The following is a 22,503-nucleotide window of genomic DNA, read 5'->3' on the forward strand; positions in this document are numbered from 1 at the left end:
TATATCATGATTAAAACTGCATTTTTACTGCCTGAATTCCTCTTTATATAATTTTTTAATGCGAAAAGGACCTTTTTGGAGTCCTTTTATTGTCAAATGAACAAAAATAATTTTACATATTGTATTGACGCATGTTGAACTCTCTGATAAATTGTAAATGCAGCAGGACTTAAGTTCAGCTGAAACGTTGGGCTCATATGTGCATCACAAATTAAATGTGTAAAAGAATGGAGGCAAAGGCATTGCAAAACACAATGAAAGCGGATGCTAGAAGTACGGTGCCCAAATCTTCGAGCTCCTTATTAAATTTTATGAAGAAACATTACTTTCTTTATTTAATGCTCGCACCGGCGCTAATCCTGACCCTGATTTTTAAATATGGTCCAATGTATGGCGCGATCATCGCCTTTAAGGATTTCAGCCCGATCAAAGGAATCATGGGCAGTGAATGGGTAGGTTTGTACAACTTCAACAAGTTTCTTTCTTCCCCCAATTTTGAAGTGATTTTTATGAATACGCTTAAATTAAGTTTTTTCGGTCTGATTTTGAGCTTTCCCGTTCCCATTCTGCTGGCCTTGATGCTGAATCAGATCAGGAGGTCTGCTGTCAAAAAGAATATACAGTTGTTTCTGTACGCGCCTAACTTCATTTCCGTAGTGGTTGTGGTGGGTATGCTGTTTATCTTCTTGTCTCCGACAGGGCCAATCAACCAGATCTTTACCTGGGCTACAGGTGAACCTGTAATGTTCATGTCCCGTCCTGAGTATTTCCGCTGGATCTACATTCTTTCGGATATCTGGACAAGTGCAGGCTGGGCTTCAATTATCTATGTGGCGGCTCTTGCCAACGTTGACCCTGAGTTACATAATGCTGCGAATCTGGATGGAGCCAATCTTCTGCAAAGAATACGCCATATTGATCTTCCAACCATTCGCCCGATTATGGCTATTGTGTTTATTCTTGCGGCGGGGGGCATCATGTCGATCGGATTTGAAAAGGCTTATCTCATGCAAACGGCAACCAACCTGCCGTCCTCCGAGATCATTCCGACTTATGTTTACAAAATAGGCTTGCAGTCAGGCGATTACGCATACTCAGCCGCAGTGGGTTTGTTCAACTCTCTCATCAACGTTGTTTTGCTCATTACGGTGAACTTTATTGTGAAGAAGCTGAATGAGGGCGATGGCCTTTACTAAGAAAGGAGTACCTGTTCATGTTCATAAGACATTCCCGGCTGGACCGCTTTATTCTCGCGCTGAATGCCACGTTCTTGACGCTCGCTGTATTGGTAGTGGTGCTTCCGCTCGTTTATGTGGTGATTGCATCCTTCATGGACCCGTCGGTATTGCTCAGTCATGGATTATCATTCAAAGTTTCGGACTGGTCATTAGACGGCTACAAAATGATCCTTACAAATCCGGCTATGATCCGCGGGTTTGGAAACGCTGTTTTTTACTCCGTGGCATTTGCCACACTTACCGTTCTGGTCTCGATCTGTGCAGGCTATGCCCTGTCGGATGACAGGCTGAAAGGTAGAGGATTTTTTATGACCTTGTTCATTATCACGATGTTTTTTGGCGGGGGGCTTATTCCAACTTATCTGCTGGTCAAAAACCTGGGGCTGCTTGACACGGTATGGGCAGTGATCATTCCCGGAGCAGTCAACGTATGGAACATTATCCTTTCCAGAACCTTTTTCAAGAGCGTACCCAATGAATTGAGGGAGGCGGCTAATGTGGACGGGGCATCGGAGATGAGGATTTTCATCGGCATTGTATTGCCGCTCTCGAAACCCATTATCTTTGTGCTTGCTCTTTATGCCTTTGTGGGCCAGTGGAATTCCTACTTTGATGCCATGATTTATCTGGATAATCCGAACCTTCATCCGCTGCAGCTCGTTCTGCGTTCCATCCTGATTCAGAACCAGGTAGATCCTGGCATGATCAGTGATCAGCTGGCGATGGCGGAAATGAAACGGTTGTCTGAAATCATCAAATATGCTGCAATCGTTGTTTCCAGTTTGCCGCTCATCATTATGTATCCTTTCTTCCAGAAGTACTTTGAAAAAGGTGTCATGCTCGGTTCCCTGAAATAGGGGATGGACTTGAACATAGATACAGATTTGCATTCATCCTACTCAGGAGGTCATGTTCCCATGAAAAAACTGACAAAATCAAAAGTGGTGACCCAAGCAGCTTCTGCTTCTGTACTTGCCTCTATCCTGTTGCTTACGGCATGCAGCGGTGGCGGCGGAGGCGGAGGAAATGCGGCTAGTAAAGAACAGGACCCAAGCGGCAAAGTTACCCTGAACTTTATTACACAGAGCTCCCCCCTGGCACCGGCCGACCCGAACGAAAAGCTGATCAATAAACGTCTCGAAGAAAAAACAAATGTTCATATCAACTGGAAAAACTTCACCAAAGACGTGTTTGTGGAAAAAAGAAACCTGGCTGTTGCAAGCGGTGATCTCCCTGATGCTATCTTCAATGCTGACTATAGTGATTATGAGCTGCTCAAACTCGCTAAAGACGGTACCATTATTCCATTGAACGATCTGATCGAGAAGAATATGCCCAATTTTAAAAAGGTGTTAGAACAAGCTCCTGAATACAAGAGCATGATCACGGCGCCGGACGGCAATATTTATGCCTTTCCCTGGATTGAAGAGCTTGGTAACGGAAAAGAAAGAATTCAGGCTGTAGACAGCATGCCCTGGATCAACGTCGAATGGCTGAAAAAGCTGGGCCTTGAGATGCCAAAAACGACGGATGAGCTGAAAAAAGTGCTGATCGCGTTCAAGACGCAGGACCCGAATGGCAACGGCCAGGCGGATGAAATCCCGCTGTCCTTTATTAACAAGCCGGGCGCGGAAGATCTGGCCTTCCTCTTTGCTTCCTTCGGACTGGGGGAGAATCCCGATCATGCGGTGGTAAGCAATGAAGGCAAAGTGATATTTACAGCGGCGGATGAAGGCTACAAGAAGGCTGTTTCTTTTATCAATGAGCTGTATAAGGAAGGACTTATTGATATTGAGGCGTATACGCAGGACTGGAGTACGTATCTTGCCAAAGGGAAAGATCAACGATACGGATTGTACTTCTCCTGGGATAAGGCTAACATCTCTGGAGCCAACGATACCTATGAAGTGATGCCGCCGCTCGCTGGCCCGGATGGCGAAGTGAATGTAACGAGAACCAATGGTCTTGGCCTTGGCCGCGGTAAAATGGTCCTTACGAGCTCCAATAAAAACCTGGAAACGACGGCGAAATGGGTGGATCAGCTGTATGATCCGGTCCAATCCGTGCAGGACAACTGGGGTACCTATGGGGATAAAACACAGCAGAACATCTTCAAATTTGATGAAGCAAAGGGCATGCTGACGCATCTGCCCCTCGAAGGTGCCGCTCCTGTAGAGCTTCGCGAGAAAACAAGTATCGGCGGGCCTCTGGCCGTTCTCGATTCCTACTATGGCAAATATACAACCATGCCGGATGATGCCAAGGGCAGAATGGATATTATCAAAAACATCATGGCGCCGAAGATGAAGGCAGAGAACGTAATGCCAAGCGTATTTAATTCGATTGAAGAGCTGGACCGCCTGACGACGATTGAAACGGATCTGTTCGCCTACGTTCTCAGAATGCGTACAGAGTGGTACCAGAACGGCAAAGTGGATGCGCAGTGGGATGATTATCTGAAGGAATTGGACCGTCTTGGCCTGCAGGAATGGCTGAAAATTAAACAAGGCGGTTATGACAGAGCAACGCAAAAATAAACAATAGACAGTGGAGTAGAGGAGAGAGCCATAATGTCAGCTATTACAAAACAAAAATACCGGGGTGTCTATCATTTCTCGCCCCAAGCCAAATGGATGAACGACCCGAACGGAATGGTCTTTTTCGAAGGAGAATATCATTTGTTCTTCCAGCACCATCCGGGTGGAATGACCATGGGGAGCATGCACTGGGGCCATGCTGTCAGCAAGGACCTTATTACTTGGGAGGAGCTGCCTATCGCACTCTTTCCGGATGAGCTGGGCATGATTTTCTCGGGAAGTGCTGTTGTGGACTGGAACAATACGACCGGATTTTTTGAGGATAAGCCAGGGCTGGTAGCCATTTTTACGCATCACCTTGACATGCCGGAAGGGAAACCGGCCGTTCAGCGTCAAAGCCTCGCTTACAGCCATGACAATGGCAGAACCTGGACCAAATACGAAGGCAATCCGGTGCTTGAACATGATACTTTCATTGATTTCCGTGATCCAAAAGTGTTCTGGCACCAGGAGACTAAGCAATGGGTAATGATCGTCGCTTGCGGTCAAACGGTCTGCCTGTATCAATCTCCAGATCTGATCCATTGGACCTTTGCCAGTGAATTCGGTGAGGGCACCGGGTCACATGACGGTGTGTGGGAATGCCCTGACTTGTTCCCCCTGCACGTGGATGGAGACACAGCGAACACCAAATGGGTGATGCTTGTGAGTATTGGAGCAGACCCCGCTTTAGTGGAAGGCTCAAGAACACAATACTTCACCGGCGATTTCGATGGAGCAGTGTTTACTCCGGATGAGGATTCCGAGCACGTCCGCTGGCTTGATTATGGAAGGGACAATTACGCAGGGGTAAGCTGGTCGGATGTGCCTGAAGAAGACGGAAGACGTCTGTTTATCGGCTGGATGAGCAACTGGATGTATGCCAGACAGACACCCGCAGAAGATTTCCGTGGGGCGATGACCCTTCCAAGAGAGCTGTACCTCGAATCCAGAGAAGGAAAAATCCTACTCGTTCAGAAGCCGGTCAAAGAACTGGAGGTGGTCCGCACCCCTGTTCTTTCACTCAAAGATGTTACTGTGCAGGAAATCAACGCTTCATTAGCCGATCTCCAGCTTGATGCTTACGAGATCGCTGCGAGGTTCACCCGCGGCATGTCTGCAGGCTTCAAGGTAAGAGCCGGGGCTGGAGAACAAACCGTTATCGGAATTGATGCGAAGGCAGAAGAGCTTTATGTAGACCGTCTGACTTCAGGACGGCTAGATTTCCATGAGTGGTTTCCCGGACGTCATTCGGCGGAACTACAGGCACCGGGTGAGATCAATGATCTGCGCATTTTTGTGGACCGTACTTCGGTTGAAGTGTTCAGCAATGGAGGTCAGGCGGTCATTACGGATCTTATTTTTCCTAAGCCTGAATCAGCGGGCGTTGCTGCATTTGCAGAAAATGAAGAGACCCCGTTCCTTTCACTGGAAATCTACAATTTGAATCTGCCTGCCGCAGATGGCGATAACCAGCAATCGGAGGGTTGACAGGATGCGTATAGGAGCAATTGAAGCAGGTGGAACCAAATTCGTATGCGGGATTGGGGATGAAAGCGGAAAAATTCTGAACCGGCTCAGCCTTCCAACCGGGCATCCTGATCAAACCCTCCCTCAGGTGATTCAATATTTTCAAGACAAACAGGTAGAGGCGATCGGGGTTGGGTCCTTTGGTCCGATCGATATCAACCCGGAGAGTCCGACTTACGGCTACGTTACGACAACCCCAAAGCCGGGTTGGGAGAATTACGATGTGCTGGGGACTTTACGGCGGGCCTTTCCAGTTCCGTACGGCTGGGATACCGATGTCAATGCAGCCGCATATGGTGAGGCTAAATGGGGTGCTGCGCAAGGATTATCCAGCTGTTTGTACTATACCGTAGGCACGGGTGTCGGTGTCGGCGTGTATTCGGAAGGTAAAACCATACATGGTCTTGTGCATCCTGAGGGAGGGCATGTACTGACCAGACGGCATCCTGAAGATGAATTCGCAGGCGTGTGCCCTTACCATGGGGACTGTCTCGAAGGGATGGCGGCAGGTCCTGCCATAGAAGCCAGATGGGGGAAAAAGGGCCACGAGCTGCCTCCCGGCCATATCGCTTGGGAAATGGAAGCCTTCTATATCGCCCAGTCGATAACCAATGCCATTTTACTTCTGTCTCCCCACAAAATTATTTTGGGCGGCGGCGTGATGCAGCAGCTGCAGCTGCTCCCGCTGATCCGGCAGGCTGTGCTCCGTAATCTGAACGGTTATGTCAGTTCAAGTGCTATTCTGCAACACATCGATGAGTATATTGTGTCACCGGGTCTTGGCCAGCAGGCGGGATTATGCGGGGCTCTGGCCTTGGGGCTTGCAGCATGGAATAATGAGGCTTCCACTTTATAATAACTCAATAGGTATCCTGGCCAGTTATGCTCTGTAGCTGGCCAGCTTTTTACTTATGAATGGAAGGTGGAAGAATACGTAGAGTGGAAATGGAGGGCAACAGATGAAGAAGAAACCCAAAGCATTTCTATGCATTCTGATGGTTATAGGAATCATTATGGCTTCCTCAGGGGTTTACGCTGCTAGTCCTGATACAGGAGGGGCTGCACTGGCGGAGAGTGGCACAGGAAATGCGGAAAAGGAGGGTCTTTCTATTTTTGAGAACGCTACCAATGTAACTACGAATTTGACGGGTTGGCAAGTAAAAGGAACCGGCAAGTGGGAAGATACCGCAGAAGGGCTTCTGCTGACATCTGATCCGCAGGAAAACGTGCTGGCCATCTCTGAAACGGTGGCAGATGATTTTCTGTATGAAGCCGACGTCATGATCAAGGATATGAAAGCAGAGGCTAGTTTGATCTTCCGTTCTAATGAAGATGGATCGAATTCATATATGCTGCAAATTGCACCAGAGTCCGGTATGATCCGTTTAAAAGATGCGGCGGGTGGGGCAGGCAGATTAAATGAAGAACATCAGGTTTCCCTCAAGGAAGGAGAGATCTATCATCTTAAAGTAAAGGCCGAAGAGTCTTCGCTGAAGGTGTATTGGGGGGATCAGTACAAGCCTGTGATTGATATTCAGGACAGTGCATACCATACAGGCCGTCTTGGACTACACGTCCGGGATGGGTCTGCCTTGTTCCAAAATATAACCGTTAGCGATCTGAAAGGAAACCTGGGTACAGTGCTTGTAAATAAAGGACAGTGGCAGCCTGACCTTAGAGGCTTAAAAGGAAAGTCTGTGGACCAAGGCAAAGCACAGCGAATCTATAGCAACCAAGCCGCTGATTTTGTATACGAGGGAACAATCTCTTTGGGTTCTGATGCTGTTGCAGCGCTTGCTTTCCGCTCCTCTGCCGATGGAACCCGTGGCTATGAAGCCACACTTGTGAAGGAAGGGAATCAGGTCCGTGTAAAGCTGATGAAAGCTGACGGAACTGCAATTGCAAACTCAGAGCGCGCTTATTCGAGTCAAACGGGCGCGAAGCATGAAGTGGAAGTCAAGGCAAAGGGCAGCCGGATTCAAATTTTCCTGGACGGATATACTCCGGCAGCAATCGATGTATCGGATAATTCGTATTCAACCGGAAACGCCGGACTTGCTGTACAAATGGGAAGCGCTTACTTTCAGAATACGTATCTTACGGAGGCTAACAGTTATTATAATGAAACCTACCGTCCCCAATATCATTATTCGCCGAACCGCGGTTCCGCCAGCGACCCGAACGGGCTGGTCTACTTCGAAGGGGAATACCATCTTTTCCATCAGGATGGAGGTACATGGGCTCATGCCGTCAGCAAGGATATGCTGAACTGGAAACGCCTGCCGGTTGCACTTCCATGGAATGATTACGGGCATATCTGGTCGGGAGCTGCAATAGCGGATGTAACCAATGCATCAGGTTTGTTCACGGATTCGGGCGGCAAAGGCTTGATTGCCTATTATACCTCCTATAATCCGGATGGCCCGAATGGCAACCAGCGTATTGGTCTTGCCTACAGCAAGGATCAGGGGCGCACGTGGGAATATGCCAAGGATCGGCCGATTGTGATTGAGAACCCCGGCAAGAACGGAGAGGACCCGGGAGGCTGGGATTTCCGCGATCCCAAGGTGATCCGAGATGACGGGAATAATCGCTGGGTGATGGTGGTGTCCGGTGGCGATCATATCCGTTTTTTCACATCAACCAACCTGCTGGACTGGACCTTGACCGATAATTGGGGTTATGGAAATTATGTTCGCGGCGGTGTATGGGAATGCCCTGACTTATTCCCGCTGACCGTACAGGGAACGGCAGAGAAGAAATGGGTTCTCATGATCAGTACAGGTGCAAATCCGGCAACAGGAGGTTCGGATTCGGAATATTTTGTAGGGAGTCTGACTGCTGAGGGTAAATTCGTGAATGATAACCCGGCAGGAAAAGTACTGAGGACAGACTTTGGCAAAGAGTATTATGCATCCATGTCTTTCTCGGACATGACGGATGGACGCAGAGTGATGCTGGCGTGGATGTCCAACTGGGATTATCCGTTCGCTTTCCCGACTTCAGGTTGGAAGGGAGAGCTGACGGTTCCAAGAGAGGTTACCCTGGTCATGACCCATGAGGGGCTTCGCCTCGCCCAGAGTCCGGTCAAGGAAATGGAGCTTCTGCGCAGCAGTCTGTTCACTACAGCCGATAAGCTGGTCAGTTCTTCTTCTCCCAACTTGCTTAAAGGCCTTGTGTCAGGTGCGTATGAAATTGATGCCGAACTGGAGATTCCGGACGGCAGTGAAGTATCGGAGTTTGGTTTTAACGTGCGCGAGGGGGCCAATCAGAAGACGATTGTCGGCTACAGGTTGGGTGAAGGCCAATTATTCGTTGACCGGTCGGCCTCCGGGGTAACGGATTTCTCCAGCCTCTTTAGTACAAGGCATCAAGCGGAAATGACACCGGAGAACAAGCGGATCAAGCTGCGGATTTTGGTGGATGAATCCTCTATTGAGGTTTTTGCTGATGGGGGAAAGGTGGTTTTCTCTGAAGTCATTTTTCCTGATCCGGCCAGTAGGGCAATGAGCTTCTATACCCAAGGCGGCATGGTGAAGGTGGTTTCTCTGAAAGTGAATAAGCTTGGATCGGTATGGAATTCAGACAGTAATTCGGCTACTCGGATTGCAATGGATACTGGTGACCTTGAACTGGAGATCGGGCAAAACGGGATGCTGCAAGCGACAGTAGAGAACGGGCCGGGCAACGGTGTTCACCCGTTGAAGTGGATGTCGAGCAACGAAGAGGTAGTTGGTATTCATGCAGCAGACTATGCCCAAGCAACCCTTCAAGCGAAGAAAGAAGGGGAGGCCGTCATTACGGTGTCCACTCCGAATGGAAAGGCATCTGCCAGCCTTGTGGTAAAAGTCTTCGGCGGCGAGTTTCATACCAATCTCAGTGGCTGGAGCAAGGACATGTCCATGGCGTCATGGATCGTAGGCCGGGATGGAATCCGCGGCAAATATTCCAGCGATGCGAATTATATTGCCCAAGAGCAGGCGGGTAATTTTACGTATGAAGCCGACATGAAGCTTGGCGAATCCGGTGGTGCAGGCTCACTTCTGTTCCGTGCCAGTGAGGATGGCCGCAGTGGCTATTACTTGAATCTGGACCCTAACATGAAAGCTGTCCGCCTGTTCTACAAAATCGATGGACGATTCGAAGAGCGGCAGGTACTGGCGAAAGTCCCAACATTCATCCAGCCGGGTCAAACCTATAAAATAAAGATACAGGCAGAAGGTCCCCATATCGTGGTATATGTGGGAGGGCTGAAAATAATGGATCTGAAGGACGGAACATTTGCGGAAGGTCATTTTGGACTTCATGTGTTTGGCGGATATGCATCATATCAGAATGTGAATATGACCGGGGGAGAACCGGCGAACCTGATGATATCAAGCCTGGTGAACGCAGCATTCCAGAAATCTATTTATACAGCTAATCTGGTGAATGGAGAAGCAGTGAATGTACAGGGTGCAAATGAAGCCTCGGATCAAAAATGGGTATTTGTGCCAACCGGAGATGAAGCAGGCTCCTATTCCATCCGTACGTCCTCGGGACAGGCGCTTGATCTGGACACGGAGCATAATACGTTACAGCTCTATCCTTATCTGGGCTATAATAATCAGCGCTGGATAGTCAACAAGAATGAGGATGGATCGGTTGCCATACTCTCTGTCCGTCATAATATGGCTTTGGCTATATCCGAGGATGGCTCTAAACTTACATTGGAGGATTTTCAAACGGATAAAATGCGTCAAAAGTGGAAATTAAGCTCTGACTTTTAACAGTATAATTCTGTCGCAAAAACCCCTTCCGCCAAGCATGGCGGAAGGGGTTTTTGCGAATGGGCGGATCGAATCCGCTTAAGATTGAGGCGTACAGATTTGATCGATATCAACTCTGCTCAGGCTTTCCCGGCAACAGCCTTGTTCCGGTGTACTTCAGTTTCTTGACCGGATTCCTGCCCCACACGTTTGATGAAGAAGGCGAGGAGTAAGCCGATGATGCCAATACCCACAATGACGAGATAGGCATCGTTGATGCCCTGAATGGAAGCTTCCGTAATCATTTGCTCCTTAGTGGCGCCTTTACCGCCAGCGGCGATCATATCCATCATGTGTGTTGTGGTACGGCTGGTCATCACGGTGACGAGCAGTGAAGTCCCGACAGCGCCGGCCACTTGTCTTACGGTATTGGAGATGGCGGTGCCGTGCGCATTAAGCTTGGACGGCAATTGATTCAACCCTAAAGTTTGGATAGGCATGAGCAGCAGGGCCATACCGATCCGGCGTCCGGTGGACATAAACACCAGGTACATGTAGCTGGTCGAATCCGTCAGGTTCACAAAGCTCAAGGTTGTCAGAATGGTGATCAGCAGACCGATGACGGCAAGCCATTTGGCCCCAAACCGGTCGAACAGCTTGCCGGTGACCGGCATAAGCAGTCCCATGATAAGTGCGCCGGGAAGCAGCAGTAAGCCAGACTCCATCGCTGTATAGCCGCGTGCATTCTGCAGATACAGAGGCAGCAGCATCATATCCGCATACATGATAATAGTTACCGCGATACTAATAACCGTAGTCAAGGAGAACATGTTGTATTTGAAAGCCCGCAGATCAAGCAGCGGGTCCCTCGAAGCCAGCTGGCGCCAGGTGAACAAGCCCAGCGATACGACGCCTGCAGCTAAAGACAGCAGTACTTCCGCGCTCGACCATCCAGCGCTGGCGGCACGGCTGAAGCCGTACAGCAAGGTTCCGAAGCCGATGGTGGAGAGAATGACACTGACCATGTCAATTTTGGGATACGAGCGTGTCGATACATTCTTCAAATAAATGAACCCGCAGATGATGACAATTGCTGTGAGCGGCAGCATTCCGTAGAACATGGTTTCCCATGAGTAATGCTCGAGGATATATCCGGCCAGAGTGGGTCCTATCGCAGGGGCAAAAATAATGGCCAACCCCACCATTCCCATGGCAGCACCCCGCTTTTCCCGCGGAAAGAGGGCTAAAATAACATTGGTGAGCAGCGGCATTATAATGCCAGCACCGGCTGCCTGAATCATACGCCCGGTTAGCAGAACCGGGAAGCTTGTCGCGAGAGCGGATACGATCGTTCCGGCTAAGAATATAAACATCGAGGCCTGGAAAAGCTCACGGGTCGTGAACCGCTGCATCAAATAGGCCGTAATCGGAATCAAAACACCATTAACGAGCATATAACCGGTGGTTAGCCACTGAGCCGTTGCAGCTGTGATATTGAAATCATGCATCAATTCGGGCACAGCAACACTCATGATCGTCTGGTTCAGTGTCGCGAGAAAGGCACCCAAGATCATAATGAATAAAATGGGTCCTTTTTTTACGGAACTGCCTATTGCTTCTGTCTTTCTACTCATTTAACTCCATCCTTTCAAATCGCCGACCATAGACTAAATTTACAAAGTGTTGTATAGTTTACAATGTATAAAGATGATTATAGATGAAATTTTCATGCAAGCAAGCAACGATTTCCGGAAAAGTGTTAATTAGTTTACGATTTCGAGCCAACTGTAGCTTTTTGGAATGAAAAACTACAGTTTATTAAAAAGTGTAGTTTGCCTATTCAAAGGTAAAGGATGGAGATTAGCAGATGGATAATACAACACCCCGGACAGATCCCCGTGTACTCCGCACCCGTGAATTGCTTAGAAATGCCCTTATTGAACTTCTGGAAGAGATGGATGTCCAGAAAATCTCGGTAAACCGCATTGCAGAGCGGGCCAAAATTAATCGTGTTACTTTTTATCTGCATTATCGGGATATTCCGGATATGCTGGAAAAGCTGGCAGATGATATGGTCGAGGACATTAATCAGGTAGTGCACAGTAACTATAAGAGGAAGTCGGAGACGGGAATCCAGGAAGATTGGCCGGTTCTGGAAAGTCTTCTGAAGCATATCGCAGAAAATGCAAGATTCTACAAAGTGGTCTTTACATCAAGGCGGAGTACGATTTTTACGGACCGCCTGTTCAGTCTGATGGCCGAAATGATTTCGGCACGTGTTCACGAAAAAGAGAGTGGTATCAGCCAATTAAATGTAACGATACAAAAGGATATCGCCGTCTGGTATGGTTCAGCTGCTTTGATTGGTACTATTGTTGCCTGGCTGCGCAATGACATGCCGTATACGCCTGCTTATTTAGCAAGACAGATTACCTCACTCCGCGCTCAATAACGCGGATAAATATTGACATGAGAAGGGGATTGCAGGGGAAACATGTTACATCTTTTCACGGATAGTCTGACCACACTACCACCAGGCATGATCGAACAATTGAATATAGGCATCGCCCCGGTTTATGTTGTTTTTAACAACGCTCAGATTTACAGGCATACTGTGGATATTCAGACCGAAGATATTCTCAGTCTTGTCATGGAGACGGGGAAAGTTCCGGGTATTGCCGCTCCAGCGGTAGAAGATCTCATACAGCTCTTTACTCCATCCGTTGGCGGGAATGATCAGGTGGTGTATATAAGCATGTCTGCTGAAATTTCTCCTTCTTACAGAAATGCTGAAGCGGCGGCCAAACATTTCCCCAAAGGAAAGGTCACTGTGGTGGATTCCGAATGTTTTTCTTCAGGAACAGCAATGATGATGGTGCAGGCAGCCAGGCTTGCCAAGAAGGTGAGAACATGGACTTCCTTCGGGCAGAAGCTGGATGAACACCGCGCTGCAGTCAGGGAAGAGCTGATTCTGGATCGGATGAAAAAAGTCAATCCAACCGGGAATATATATGGTTTGCCTAACAGGATCATAAGTCCGCTGAAGCTCAAACCCAAGCTCCATATCCAGAATGGAATATCCGGTAATCTGGAGGACACCCTGCTAGGCAACTTGCGGGACAATCCACAAATTGACCGCGAATTCATAGTGATCTCACAGACAATGGCCAGAGAACCGGCGGAGTATATGAAGAACATATTGTATGAAAGCTATGGGTTCAAAAAGGTGTTACTACTCTCCAATATTAATGGACTATTATGCCACACTACTCCGCGAAGCATAGAGTTAAGCTATTTGCTGAAAAAGTAAATAATATACAAAATAGCACAACGGTGAGGTCATTGACGAGGGGAAACACGAAACGCTATAATCTAACAAAACGGACGAAGAACGTCCCGTACTCCATGGCATATTGGGGTGCGGGATTTTTTTGTGCAGAGGAGGAGGTCAGGAAGTGGGATTTGCCGAAGAACATCATCAATGGCTGGAATACCACAAGAAACGGAGAACAGGGGAACGTCTGGACCGGTTGGAGCGCGGGCATCGGCATGGAGAGCAGATGTTTGTCGAGAGGGTATGGTGGCCCATATTTGGTCATATGGATAATCTGCATCCGGAGTATGAGGTCTCGGATTGGCGCGGCCGGCCATATTTTATCGATCTGGTATGGAAGCCGGGGCAGGTGAAGTTTGCCATTGAGATAAAAGGGTACGGGCCTCATGTGCAAAATACGGACCGTACCCGATACCGGCAGGAAATAAATAGAGAGACTTATCTGCAAATTGCGGGTTATCGTGTAGTCGCGGTTCCCTACGATGATTTGGAATCGATGCCGGAGCTGACTATCTCTTTATTCAAATCGCTGCTTACTCCATGTTTATTGAAGAGTACTGATGAGGAAGGCCGTCCGTACTCTAGGCTGGAGAGGGAGATTCTGCGGTTGGCGAGCCGTTGGAGCGGTTTCTTGCGACCTGTTGACCTGGTGAATGAACTTGGAGTGAATCCGCGCACAGTCAAAAAAAACATGGACTCTTTATGTGAAAAAGGGAAGTTCAGACCCGTGATGGCCCAAGGCAGCAGTAGAGTTTGCCGTTACGAGTATATTCATTCTTTTATGGATAATGAGCTATGGTAATGGCCACCAGTCGGAATGAGAGGTATAAATACCTCTGATCCGGCCAAAAATGGGCTACCGGTCGGAATGAGAGGTATAAATACCTCTGATCTAGCCAAAAATGGGCTACCAGTCGGAATGAGAGGTATAAATACCTCTGATCTCGCCAAAAATGGGCCACCAGTCGGAATGTGAGGTAGAAATACCCCTGATAGCGTTACCATCTCACGCTTGACAGCCTTTTCACAGTATGGGTATGGTAGACTGGTCACAAACTATGGTGGACACATTACAAACACTAGGAGGGTTGAGGCATGTCAGGATGGCTTGGCAATCATTTCATTACGCAAATTGGAATTCTGGTGAATGATGTGGAAAAGGTCAGCGGGGCGTATGCGGACTTTTTTGGACTGGAAAAACCGGAAATTATCATTACAGATACAGCAGATATTGCCCAGACCCGTTACAACGGCGGGGAGACAGAGGCGCGGGCCAAGCTGGCTTTTTTCGATATGGGCTCCCTGCAGCTGGAGCTGATTGAGCCGGATCATCAGCCGAGCACATGGCGGGATTATCTGAATGAGCATGGCGAAGGGCCTCATCACATCGCTTTTGTGATTGAAGGAATGAAGGAGAAGATCATGCTGCTGGAAGGGAAGGGGTTCCCGCTTCAGCAGAAGGGCGAGTACACCGGGGGACGTTATGCTTATATGGATACGTTCAAGGAACTGAAGGTGCTTGTGGAACTGCTGGAGAACGACGCCAGCTAATCAGTTCATAGATAGACGCTCAGCCTATTAAGGAGGAATGATGCAGTGAATATACTAATTACCGGTGCAGGCCGGGGGCTGGGAATTGAACTGGCTGCCGAAGCACTGGACCGGGGACACAGTGTCATCGCTGGGGTTCGTAAGCCCGGTCAGGAACAGGACGCATTGTCACAGCTTGCAGCGGTTCATGGAGCCAGGCTGACTATAGCTGCACTTGATGTGACGGACGAGGAAGGAATTGCCTCATTGGCAAGCACGCTGAAAGGCCAAGGACGGACACTCGGTGCGTTGATTAACAATGCAGCGGTTCTGACCGCCCGGAACACTCCTATTGAAGAGCTGGATATGCAGGCTATGCTGACAACGATGGACATTAATCTGTACGGACCGATGCGGGTGGTGAAGCATTTTCTGCCGCTGCTCACTGAACCAGAGCCTTCCATTATCAATATTTCATCTGAAGCGGGCAGCCTCACCCATGCCTATCCGGGCGATTATCCATATGCCATTTCCAAAACGGCACTCAATATGTTCACCCAGCAGCTGCATGTCTATGGGCAGGAACGCGGCATCCAGGTGCTCAGTGTGCATCCCGGCTGGATGCATACGGATATGGGCGGAGAAGAGGCGCCGACGAATCCGCGCCGCAGTGCCGAGGGGATTATCCGCCTGATCGAGCAGCGCATTGCTCCGCAAGGCCGCTTCATGTTCGTGGATTATACAGGCAAGGATATGGATATATAGGCGTGAAGCTCAGCTATACGGAGAACCCCGACAAGAGAAATGTGGCTTGTGGGGGTTCTCTGTTTTTTTGTATAAACTTCTGTCTAGTAATTACAAAAAGTTGCTAGTTTGCCCATGGAGCCTGAAATCGCTTTCCCTATATAATGTGCCTATATAAAAATGAAGCGATAGCTCATGATAAAAGGGGAGACATTGTAATGATAACAGTTGAGGAATTTAACTTCGTGAAGGAGGGGAACGCGGCCAAGATTTACCTTGACCCCAAGGGAGAGGATTATGCCGGATTGCGCCGGGTGGCCGGGTCTTTTGCCGCTGATATCGCTCTGGTGAGCGGAGTTGATCCGGACATCTGTACAGAAATCGGAGAGCTGGATGGAACCGCCATCATTGCCGGATCTATCGGCACAAATGGGCTGATTGACCAGTTGATTGCAGACGGAACCTTGGACGTATCCTCCATTCAAGGCAAGCGGGAATGCTACCGGATTCAGGTGATAGAACACCCGGTTCAAGGAGTGGAGCAGGCACTCGTTATTGCGGGCAGCGATAAGCGGGGGACGATCTATGGCATCTACTCGATTTCTGAAAAGATAGGTGTCAGCCCTTGGGTATACTGGGCAGATGTGGTCCCGGAGAAGAAGCCGCTGCTGGCGCTTTCAACCCGTCTGCTCCATGCAACCTCCAAGGAACCCTCTGTAAAATACAGAGGCATCTTTCTGAATGACGACTGGCCGTCTCTGGGTTCCTGGGTGACTCAGGCTTTTGGCGACTTTAATGAAGAGTTCTACGACAAGGTATTTGAGCTGATCCTCCGGCTGAAGGGGAATTATCTATGGCCGGCCATGTGGAGCGCTGAATTCAGCCTGAACGGTAAAAGCAGCCCAATCGCGAGTGCCCTGCATGCCGAAGAATACGGCATTATCATGGGAACCTCCCATCATGAACCGCTGTTCCGGGCAGGCAGTGAATGGCAGAAGGTATACAAGGAGTACGGAACAAGCAACCTGTGGGATTTTGCCCGGAATAGACAGGCCATCACAGATTTCTGGGAAGATGGAATCAAGCGCAACCAAAACTTTCATAACCTGATCACACTAGGCATGCGGGGGGAGAGCGATTCTGCGCTGGAGGGCTCCGATGCGGAGAATATCGAGTTGCTTAAGGATATTATCCGTACGCAGAAAGGGTTATTGAAGAAATATCATCTGGAGCATGCCCCGCAAATTCTGGCGGTCTACAAAGAAGTAGAAAAATATTGGTACGGTACAGCCGATGTGGAGGGCCTGAAGGACTGGGATGTCCTGAAGGATGTTACGATTCTGCTGGCTGACGATAACTTCGGCAATCTCCGTAAAATCCCTGCGGGACACGAGCATCACCGTAGTGCAGGCTGGGGCATGTACTACCATTTCGACTATCACGGAGGTCCCCATTCCTATGAGTGGGTGAATACGACTCCGCTGGAAAAAGTGTGGGAGCAAATGTCCATGGCATTCGATTACGGTATCCGTGAGGTATGGATCGTCAATGTTGGGGATTTGAAGCCTATGGAGTTGCCGATATCCTACTTTCTGGATTTGGCGTATGACTTCGACACTTGGGGAACCGGGGCAATCAACCGGACGTCGGAATATACCGGTCGGTGGGTGGAGCAGCAGTTCGGCCATGCCCTGGAAGCAGAAACGTTGGAAGGAATTGCGCAGATATTATCGGATTACACCCGGATGAACGGCCGGCGCAAACCGGAAATCATAACCCCTACAACCTTTAGTCTGCACCATTACCATGAGGCCGGGCGGGTCCTGAAACAGGCCATAGAGCTTGAGCAGGCTGCAGATGCCATTAATGAACGGATCCCGGAACCGCATAAGGATGCGTACTATCAGCTTGTCTATTATCCTGCTGCAGCATCGGCTAACGTGGTGAAGATGAACATTTATGCGGGACTGAACAGTCTTTACCTGGAGCGGGGCAGTGTACTTTCAGGCACCTATGCGAAGCTGGTTCATGAAGCGATTGAGCGCGATAAGGAGCTGGAACGGGCCTATAACAGCCGTATTGCAAGCGGAAAATGGTTAGGGATGATGAGCTCGGCTCATGTGGGTTATGTCAACTGGGATGCGGAAGGGTGGAAGTACCCGGATGTGAGCACCATCGTTCCTGCTGCCGGACCTAAGATGATCGTTGATGTGGAGGGTACAGAGCGGGCCTATGTATCGGGGATGGCCAGTCTTCCGGTATTTACAAATCTGCTGCAAGAGAGCTATGACATTACTATCAGTAATGGCGGAGCAGAAGGCTTTGCCTTTGAAGCAAAGAGCAGCGCGGACTGGATCAGGCTGGAGAAGACCGAAGGATGGATTGTTACCGGGGAGACACTTAGAATTTCTGTGGACTGGGACAGGGTAAACGGGGTAGCCTCCGGTGAAATTACCCTTTCAGGTGCCGGAGAAACCGTGAAGGTGAAGGCATCCACAGAGTGGACCGACATTCAGGATGTGCCGCCAATGACTTTTATTGAAGCCCATCATGTCGTGTCGATAGAAGCGGAGCATGCGATAAGCCGCGTGTCGAAGTCCGGGGCCGAGTGGAAGATTATAGGGAACTACGGACGCACTTTATCTTCGCTAAAAATGTATCCGGACGGTATATCTTTTGCCCAGCCGGAGCAGGCACCTTATCTGGAGTACCGGATTCTGCTCTGTCAGGACGGGGAGTACACTCTGACCGCCTATACCGCGCCGACGAATAACCTGTCCATGACCAGCGGACTGAGATATGCGGCAGGCTTTGATGGGGAAAAGCCGGTGATTGCAGATACCCTGCCGGTGGGCTATGAGGGCGGCAATCATGACAATGAGCCGTGGTGCCGCACCGTGATGGATAACATTCATACCACAGCCACCCGTCATACCTTGTCAAAAGGTATGCATACCCTCCGTTTCTACGGACTGGATGCCGGTCTGGTGCTACAAAAGCTGGTGTTGTCCGCTTCCCAGCTGCCCTATTCGTACCTTGGGCCAGAAGAGAGCTTTTATACAGGACAGCGCAGGCATTAGTCTTGCAGGGCTGACCGGGGCCATGGGAGGATACCCTGCCCGCCCGGGGTCCTCCGTTATTTCAAGGCGGATGACGGAGGATAGCCCTTGATGTTCTTGAATACATTGCTGAAATAAGCGACATCATGATACCCGCAATGCTCCGCGACTTCCGACACATTAAAACCGCCTGCCGACAAAATCATCTCCGCGTTATTCACCCGCACCTTGTTCATAAATTCTTTGCAGGTTAAGCCCGTGTTCTGCTTGAACAGCTTGCCCAGGTAGACAGGATTCAGGCCGACCCCCTGGGCCAAATCTGCAATCGTCACATCCTCGGCATAGTGATCCATGATATAGGCCATTATTTTATGTACTCTCGGATCAAGAATTGGCGTCTGATGATGGTGGGCTATGCTGAGCAGCCGGTATATGATCAGCTGGAAGATGGCCCGGCTTTTCATCCGGTACAAAGGCTGCTTGCCCATCCACACATGCGAGAATTCTCTGATATCCTCCAGGATCTCTTTGGTCCTCCAGTTCCTGGTTACTGTCTCAAAAGGAAGCTGGATTTGATTATCCGGGCCTTCCCAGAAAAAATTAAAGGCATAGGAATGCATCGGATATTCCTTACAGGTTCGGGCTTCCCGGATGCTGCCGGGAGGTGCATAGAGCATGTCGCCCGCTTTTACAGTGAATTTCTCTCCGTTGATATAATAATCTGCCTGGCCTTCCAGAATGAATGTAAGATCATGAAAATCAATTAGGCTGCGGCCAATCTCCCAGTCCGGGAAGCATTTGCGGTCAACGAACAGAAAGACCTTCGGAACAAGGTTCTCATATTTGCTAATGTCCATTAGTGCTATTCCTCCTCCGTACATCATAGCATCATGGTTTGGAATGATAAATGCCTGTCCGCCTAATGAAATTGAAAAGGTGTGGGTAGCCTAAAGACGGTATGCGTCTCAAAATTCCAAACAGGTGAGGACTGAATTCATTTGGACAAAGCTTCCGGCAATGCAAAAGACGACAAAAAACTGAAATGGTGGCAGCTGAGCCTGCTCGGCGTTGCGGGTACCATTGGTACCGGTTACTTCCTGGGTTCCGGTCTGGCAATCTCCATAGGAGGGCCCGCGGTTTTACTGGCTTACATTCTTGCTGCTGCCGGAACTTATGTAGTCTTTGATGCGTTATCACGCATGACGGCAGATCATCCGGAGCAAGGATCATTCCGTTCCTATGCCAAAAAAGCCTTTGGAAGCTGGGCGGGTTTTGCCAGCGGCTGGGTATACTGGTTCTCGGAGCTGCTGATCATGGGGAGTCAACTTACGGCCTTGTCGATCTTTGCCCGGTTCTGGTTTCCGGACGTGCCGATGTGGATCTTTGCTGCAGGTTTTGGTTTAACGGGTCTGCTGATTGTTTTCTTTGGAAATAAGGGCTTTGACCGTGTTGAAAATGTGCTGGCTGTCATCAAGGTGGCCGCCATTCTGATGTTTATGGTGCTGGCAGCAGCTTTACTGGCGGGATGGATCGGGGGCGGTAAATATACACCTAAACTTCCGCTTACGTATACAGCATTGTTTCCGGCCGGGGGCATTGGCCTGTGGTCTGCTTTTATCTTTGCTTTCTATGCTTATGGCGGTATTGAGGTGCTGGGAATCATGTCCTATCGGCTGAACAAGCCCGAAGAGGCGCCAAAAGCAGGGAAAGTGATGCTGCTGCTGTTAACTGCGGTATATGTTGTATCGATTGGCCTCGCAGTGACCATGGTGCCTTTGAGTGCCTTTAATCCAAAGGAAAGTCCGTTTGTGCTTGCCTTGGCCAGTGATCATCTGGCTTTTATACCGCATCTGTTCAATGGTGTGTTGATTATCGCCGGGTTCTCGACCATGACCGCTTCGCTCTATGCGGTGACATCAATGATGCTTACCCTTGCGCAGGAAGGGGATGCGCCACAGCTTTTTTCGCGGAAGTTAAAGGGTAAATATCCTTTGCTGGCCATGTGTCTGATCTCCGTAGGACTAATCGCAGCGATAGTGATGTCCCTGCTGCTGCCGGGGAAGGTATATGAATACATCACTACAGCTGCCGGATTAATGCTTTTGTACAACTGGGCTTTTATTCTGCTGTCATCAGGGAAGCTGCTCCAAGCTGCGAAGTTAAGCGGATTTAAGCGCTGGACAGGTCTGGTGCTTATTGGTGCAGCTGTGACCGGTACACTTTTCCATAAGCTTAGCCGGCCCGGCTTCTACATCAGTCTGCTGCTGGTGGCCCTGATCGCGGCAAGTGATCTTATCGTGCATAAGGTACGCAAGAAGAGAGAGGCCCCTTCCTCCGGACACCGTCCTCCGGAGAAACTGGAAGACGAGTTTCAGAGACTGGATGGAGGCCTGCAGTTCAAGATTAAAGGGATCCGCATGCGTATGCGCAAAAGCAAGCTTTAATGAAAAAACAGCAGCCGCATGGCTTGTACCCCAAAATAAAAACCAAAGCCGACCAGCGAAAGTCCCGACAGCACTGAGATCGCCTTAAGCACGCGGGCAGTCAGCAATTTACGGAAAACACTGGACGCTGCCGCCATGGATACATCCCAGAGCAGAATTCCCAGTACAATGGCACTGCTGTACATCAGCAGCTGATGCATCGGATACTCGCTGGCGGCTTTTGCCAGGATAGAGCCGTAAATGCCCAGCCAGAACAGGATGGAGAGCGGATTGAATAAAGACATCAGGAATCCGGCCAGAAAAGATTTGGAAAGGGAGGCCTCGCTGCTTCTCATTTCGGAGGCTTCGATGATGCCTGCATTTTTGATGCTCTCCACACCTGTGTATACCAGCACAAAAAATCCAAACAACCATAAAAACGCTTTGACAAATGGAGCATCGAGCAGATGGATAATACCGAAATAGACCAGAAGCATGTAAATGATATCTGCACTTATGGCCCCAAGCCCGACAAACCAGGAATGCATAAAGCCTCCCCGGATACCCTTGTCCAGTTGTGCAGCATTAATCGGTCCAATCGGTGCTGAAAGCGACAGCCCCAAAAAGATATAACCTATGAATACATTAATAGTGCCCGCCCTCCTTATACTATTCTGTAGCTAGCATATTCTGTAAGGAGTGGTTATAGGACAACAAATGAAGGCCCGCCGAAAAAACCGGGGGCCTTTTTGAGGCTGCTGCTGTTACAAGGACAAGGCCTTGTTTGCCGTAGCCACATCATTGGAAAGCAGTTTGGGGAGATCATAGGAGGGATACAGGCCGCGTTCCAGCATAAAGTAGAAGACCTTGCCATGCAGTGCGATACATGCATTCAGTTGCTTTTGCAGAGTGGCTCTTAGCTGTGGCGTGGCTGTTTCGGTAATTCCGATCGCATAACTGCGTACGGCGGTCTTGGCAAATCCCAGCAGCTGTCCTGCATAGAATGCAGTCAAATCCATATCCTTGGGACTGTTCCGGGTTCCTTGGGGAGCAAGCGGATAGTATTGCAGCAGCTCTCTTAAATTCTGCTCTACACCCTGGATGGCCTCAAGATAAAGAGTATGCAGCCCCGGGTCTTGCACATCGCCTATCATCATTTTAAAGTGCATCAGCTGGTTGCTCTGGAAAGCTGTTAATTCGTGCAGCTCCATGGTTTCATGCCATGCCAAATGCTGGTGTTGCTGGTTATGTGTCTCGTAAGTATACAATCCCAATCCCTCCTAAGCGGTATGCGTTAGCCTATTCAGGACTGGGTAGAGTG

At 49.3% G+C, this 22,503-nt stretch carries 17 protein-coding genes; 13 read left to right on the forward strand and 4 right to left on the reverse strand.

Features of this window, described 5'->3' with window-relative positions; translation table 11 throughout:
- The first annotated feature begins 254 nt into the window (after positions 1 to 254).
- From ACTJKB_RS23035 to ACTJKB_RS23060, 6 genes are all read left to right on the forward strand, one after another.
- Complete coding sequence (locus ACTJKB_RS23035; protein WP_440836882.1) at positions 255 to 1,196, forward strand: ABC transporter permease; 942 nt, start codon at positions 255 to 257, stop codon at positions 1,194 to 1,196.
- A 17-nt stretch (positions 1,197 to 1,213) separates the two neighbouring features.
- Entirely contained in the window at positions 1,214 to 2,095 is an 882-nt protein-coding gene (locus tag ACTJKB_RS23040) for a carbohydrate ABC transporter permease (RefSeq protein ID WP_074086415.1), read from the forward strand.
- Positions 2,096 to 2,155: 60 nt separating this feature from the next.
- Positions 2,156 to 3,775 carry an ABC transporter substrate-binding protein gene (locus ACTJKB_RS23045; protein WP_440836696.1) on the forward strand — a complete coding sequence of 540 codons (1,620 nt, stop codon included), beginning with the start codon at positions 2,156 to 2,158 and terminating at the stop codon, positions 3,773 to 3,775.
- Between the two features lie 33 nt (positions 3,776 to 3,808).
- Positions 3,809 to 5,305: a glycoside hydrolase family 32 protein gene (locus ACTJKB_RS23050; RefSeq protein ID WP_440836697.1), complete on the forward strand. Its 1,497-nt coding sequence runs from the start codon at positions 3,809 to 3,811 to the stop codon at positions 5,303 to 5,305.
- Between the two features lie 4 nt (positions 5,306 to 5,309).
- Complete coding sequence (locus tag ACTJKB_RS23055; RefSeq protein ID WP_440836698.1) at positions 5,310 to 6,200, forward strand: ROK family protein; 891 nt, start codon at positions 5,310 to 5,312, stop codon at positions 6,198 to 6,200.
- Positions 6,201 to 6,303: 103 nt separating this feature from the next.
- Positions 6,304 to 10,113 carry a GH32 C-terminal domain-containing protein gene (locus ACTJKB_RS23060; RefSeq protein ID WP_440836699.1) on the forward strand — a complete coding sequence of 1,270 codons (3,810 nt, stop codon included), beginning with the start codon at positions 6,304 to 6,306 and terminating at the stop codon, positions 10,111 to 10,113.
- Between the two features lie 119 nt (positions 10,114 to 10,232).
- On the opposite strand, the gene ACTJKB_RS23065 is transcribed toward ACTJKB_RS23060, so the two are convergent.
- On the reverse strand, positions 10,233 to 11,726 hold the full coding sequence (locus tag ACTJKB_RS23065) for a DHA2 family efflux MFS transporter permease subunit (protein WP_440836700.1): 1,494 nt from the start codon (positions 11,724 to 11,726) through the stop codon (positions 10,233 to 10,235).
- Positions 11,727 to 11,959: 233 nt separating this feature from the next.
- On the opposite strand from ACTJKB_RS23065, the gene ACTJKB_RS23070 reads away from it, so the two are divergent.
- The 6 genes from ACTJKB_RS23070 (at position 11,960) to ACTJKB_RS23095 (ending at position 18,780) form a co-directional block, all read left to right on the forward strand.
- Positions 11,960 to 12,544, forward strand: coding sequence for a TetR/AcrR family transcriptional regulator (locus ACTJKB_RS23070; RefSeq protein WP_440836701.1), 585 nt, complete (start codon positions 11,960 to 11,962; stop codon positions 12,542 to 12,544).
- A gap of 42 nt (positions 12,545 to 12,586) precedes the next feature.
- On the forward strand, positions 12,587 to 13,402 hold the full coding sequence (locus ACTJKB_RS23075; protein ID WP_440836702.1) for a DegV family protein: 816 nt from the start codon (positions 12,587 to 12,589) through the stop codon (positions 13,400 to 13,402).
- Between the two features lie 145 nt (positions 13,403 to 13,547).
- A complete protein-coding gene (locus tag ACTJKB_RS23080) occupies positions 13,548 to 14,228 on the forward strand; it encodes a hypothetical protein (RefSeq protein ID WP_440836703.1) in 681 nt (226 codons plus the stop codon).
- Positions 14,229 to 14,521: 293 nt separating this feature from the next.
- Positions 14,522 to 14,977 carry a VOC family protein gene (locus tag ACTJKB_RS23085; protein WP_440836704.1) on the forward strand — a complete coding sequence of 152 codons (456 nt, stop codon included), beginning with the start codon at positions 14,522 to 14,524 and terminating at the stop codon, positions 14,975 to 14,977.
- 45 nt (positions 14,978 to 15,022) lie between these two features.
- Positions 15,023 to 15,721 (forward strand): SDR family oxidoreductase, encoded by a 699-nt coding sequence (locus ACTJKB_RS23090; protein WP_440836705.1) that lies wholly within the window; start codon positions 15,023 to 15,025, stop codon positions 15,719 to 15,721.
- A 197-nt stretch (positions 15,722 to 15,918) separates the two neighbouring features.
- Positions 15,919 to 18,780 (forward strand): glycosyl hydrolase 115 family protein, encoded by a 2,862-nt coding sequence (locus ACTJKB_RS23095; protein ID WP_440836706.1) that lies wholly within the window; start codon positions 15,919 to 15,921, stop codon positions 18,778 to 18,780.
- 56 nt (positions 18,781 to 18,836) lie between these two features.
- Here the strand turns inward: ACTJKB_RS23095 and ACTJKB_RS23100 are convergent, their stop codons facing one another.
- A complete protein-coding gene (locus tag ACTJKB_RS23100) occupies positions 18,837 to 19,616 on the reverse strand; it encodes an AraC family transcriptional regulator (protein ID WP_440836707.1) in 780 nt (259 codons plus the stop codon).
- A gap of 141 nt (positions 19,617 to 19,757) precedes the next feature.
- Between ACTJKB_RS23100 and ACTJKB_RS23105 the strand changes: the two genes are divergently transcribed.
- Positions 19,758 to 21,203, forward strand: a complete 1,446-nt coding sequence (locus tag ACTJKB_RS23105; protein WP_440836708.1) for an amino acid permease — start codon at positions 19,758 to 19,760, stop codon at positions 21,201 to 21,203.
- Here ACTJKB_RS23105 and ACTJKB_RS23110 read toward each other — a convergent pair.
- The gene (locus ACTJKB_RS23110; RefSeq protein ID WP_440836883.1) at positions 21,200 to 21,832 is read right to left on the reverse strand and encodes a LysE family transporter; all 633 of its coding nucleotides are present in this window, start codon (positions 21,830 to 21,832) and stop codon (positions 21,200 to 21,202) included. The two genes, ACTJKB_RS23105 and ACTJKB_RS23110, sit on opposite strands and share 4 nt — an antisense overlap.
- A 114-nt stretch (positions 21,833 to 21,946) precedes the next feature.
- The gene (locus ACTJKB_RS23115; protein ID WP_440836884.1) at positions 21,947 to 22,393 is read right to left on the reverse strand and encodes a spore coat protein; all 447 of its coding nucleotides are present in this window, start codon (positions 22,391 to 22,393) and stop codon (positions 21,947 to 21,949) included.
- Positions 22,394 to 22,503 lie beyond the last annotated feature (110 nt).

The organism is Paenibacillus sp. 22594 (genome assembly GCF_052044425.1).
GTDB lineage: Bacteria > Bacillota > Bacilli > Paenibacillales > Paenibacillaceae > Paenibacillus_AQ.

Coding starts and splice junctions, on each gene's coding strand:
- ACTJKB_RS23045 (WP_440836696.1), top strand. CDS start 2,156: ATGAAAAAACTGACAAAATCAAAAGTGGTGACCCAAGCAGCTTCTGCT.
- ACTJKB_RS23065 (WP_440836700.1), bottom strand. CDS start 11,726: ATGAGTAGAAAGACAGAAGCAATAGGCAGTTCCGTAAAAAAAGGACCC.
- ACTJKB_RS23075 (WP_440836702.1), top strand. CDS start 12,587: ATGTTACATCTTTTCACGGATAGTCTGACCACACTACCACCAGGCATG.
- ACTJKB_RS23070 (WP_440836701.1), top strand. CDS start 11,960: ATGGATAATACAACACCCCGGACAGATCCCCGTGTACTCCGCACCCGT.
- ACTJKB_RS23035 (WP_440836882.1), top strand. CDS start 255: ATGAAAGCGGATGCTAGAAGTACGGTGCCCAAATCTTCGAGCTCCTTA.
- ACTJKB_RS23115 (WP_440836884.1), bottom strand. CDS start 22,393: ATGGAGCTGCACGAATTAACAGCTTTCCAGAGCAACCAGCTGATGCAC.
- ACTJKB_RS23060 (WP_440836699.1), top strand. CDS start 6,304: ATGAAGAAGAAACCCAAAGCATTTCTATGCATTCTGATGGTTATAGGA.
- ACTJKB_RS23095 (WP_440836706.1), top strand. CDS start 15,919: ATGATAACAGTTGAGGAATTTAACTTCGTGAAGGAGGGGAACGCGGCC.
- ACTJKB_RS23055 (WP_440836698.1), top strand. CDS start 5,310: ATGCGTATAGGAGCAATTGAAGCAGGTGGAACCAAATTCGTATGCGGG.
- ACTJKB_RS23085 (WP_440836704.1), top strand. CDS start 14,522: ATGTCAGGATGGCTTGGCAATCATTTCATTACGCAAATTGGAATTCTG.
- ACTJKB_RS23100 (WP_440836707.1), bottom strand. CDS start 19,616: ATGGACATTAGCAAATATGAGAACCTTGTTCCGAAGGTCTTTCTGTTC.
- ACTJKB_RS23050 (WP_440836697.1), top strand. CDS start 3,809: ATGTCAGCTATTACAAAACAAAAATACCGGGGTGTCTATCATTTCTCG.
- ACTJKB_RS23040 (WP_074086415.1), top strand. CDS start 1,214: ATGTTCATAAGACATTCCCGGCTGGACCGCTTTATTCTCGCGCTGAAT.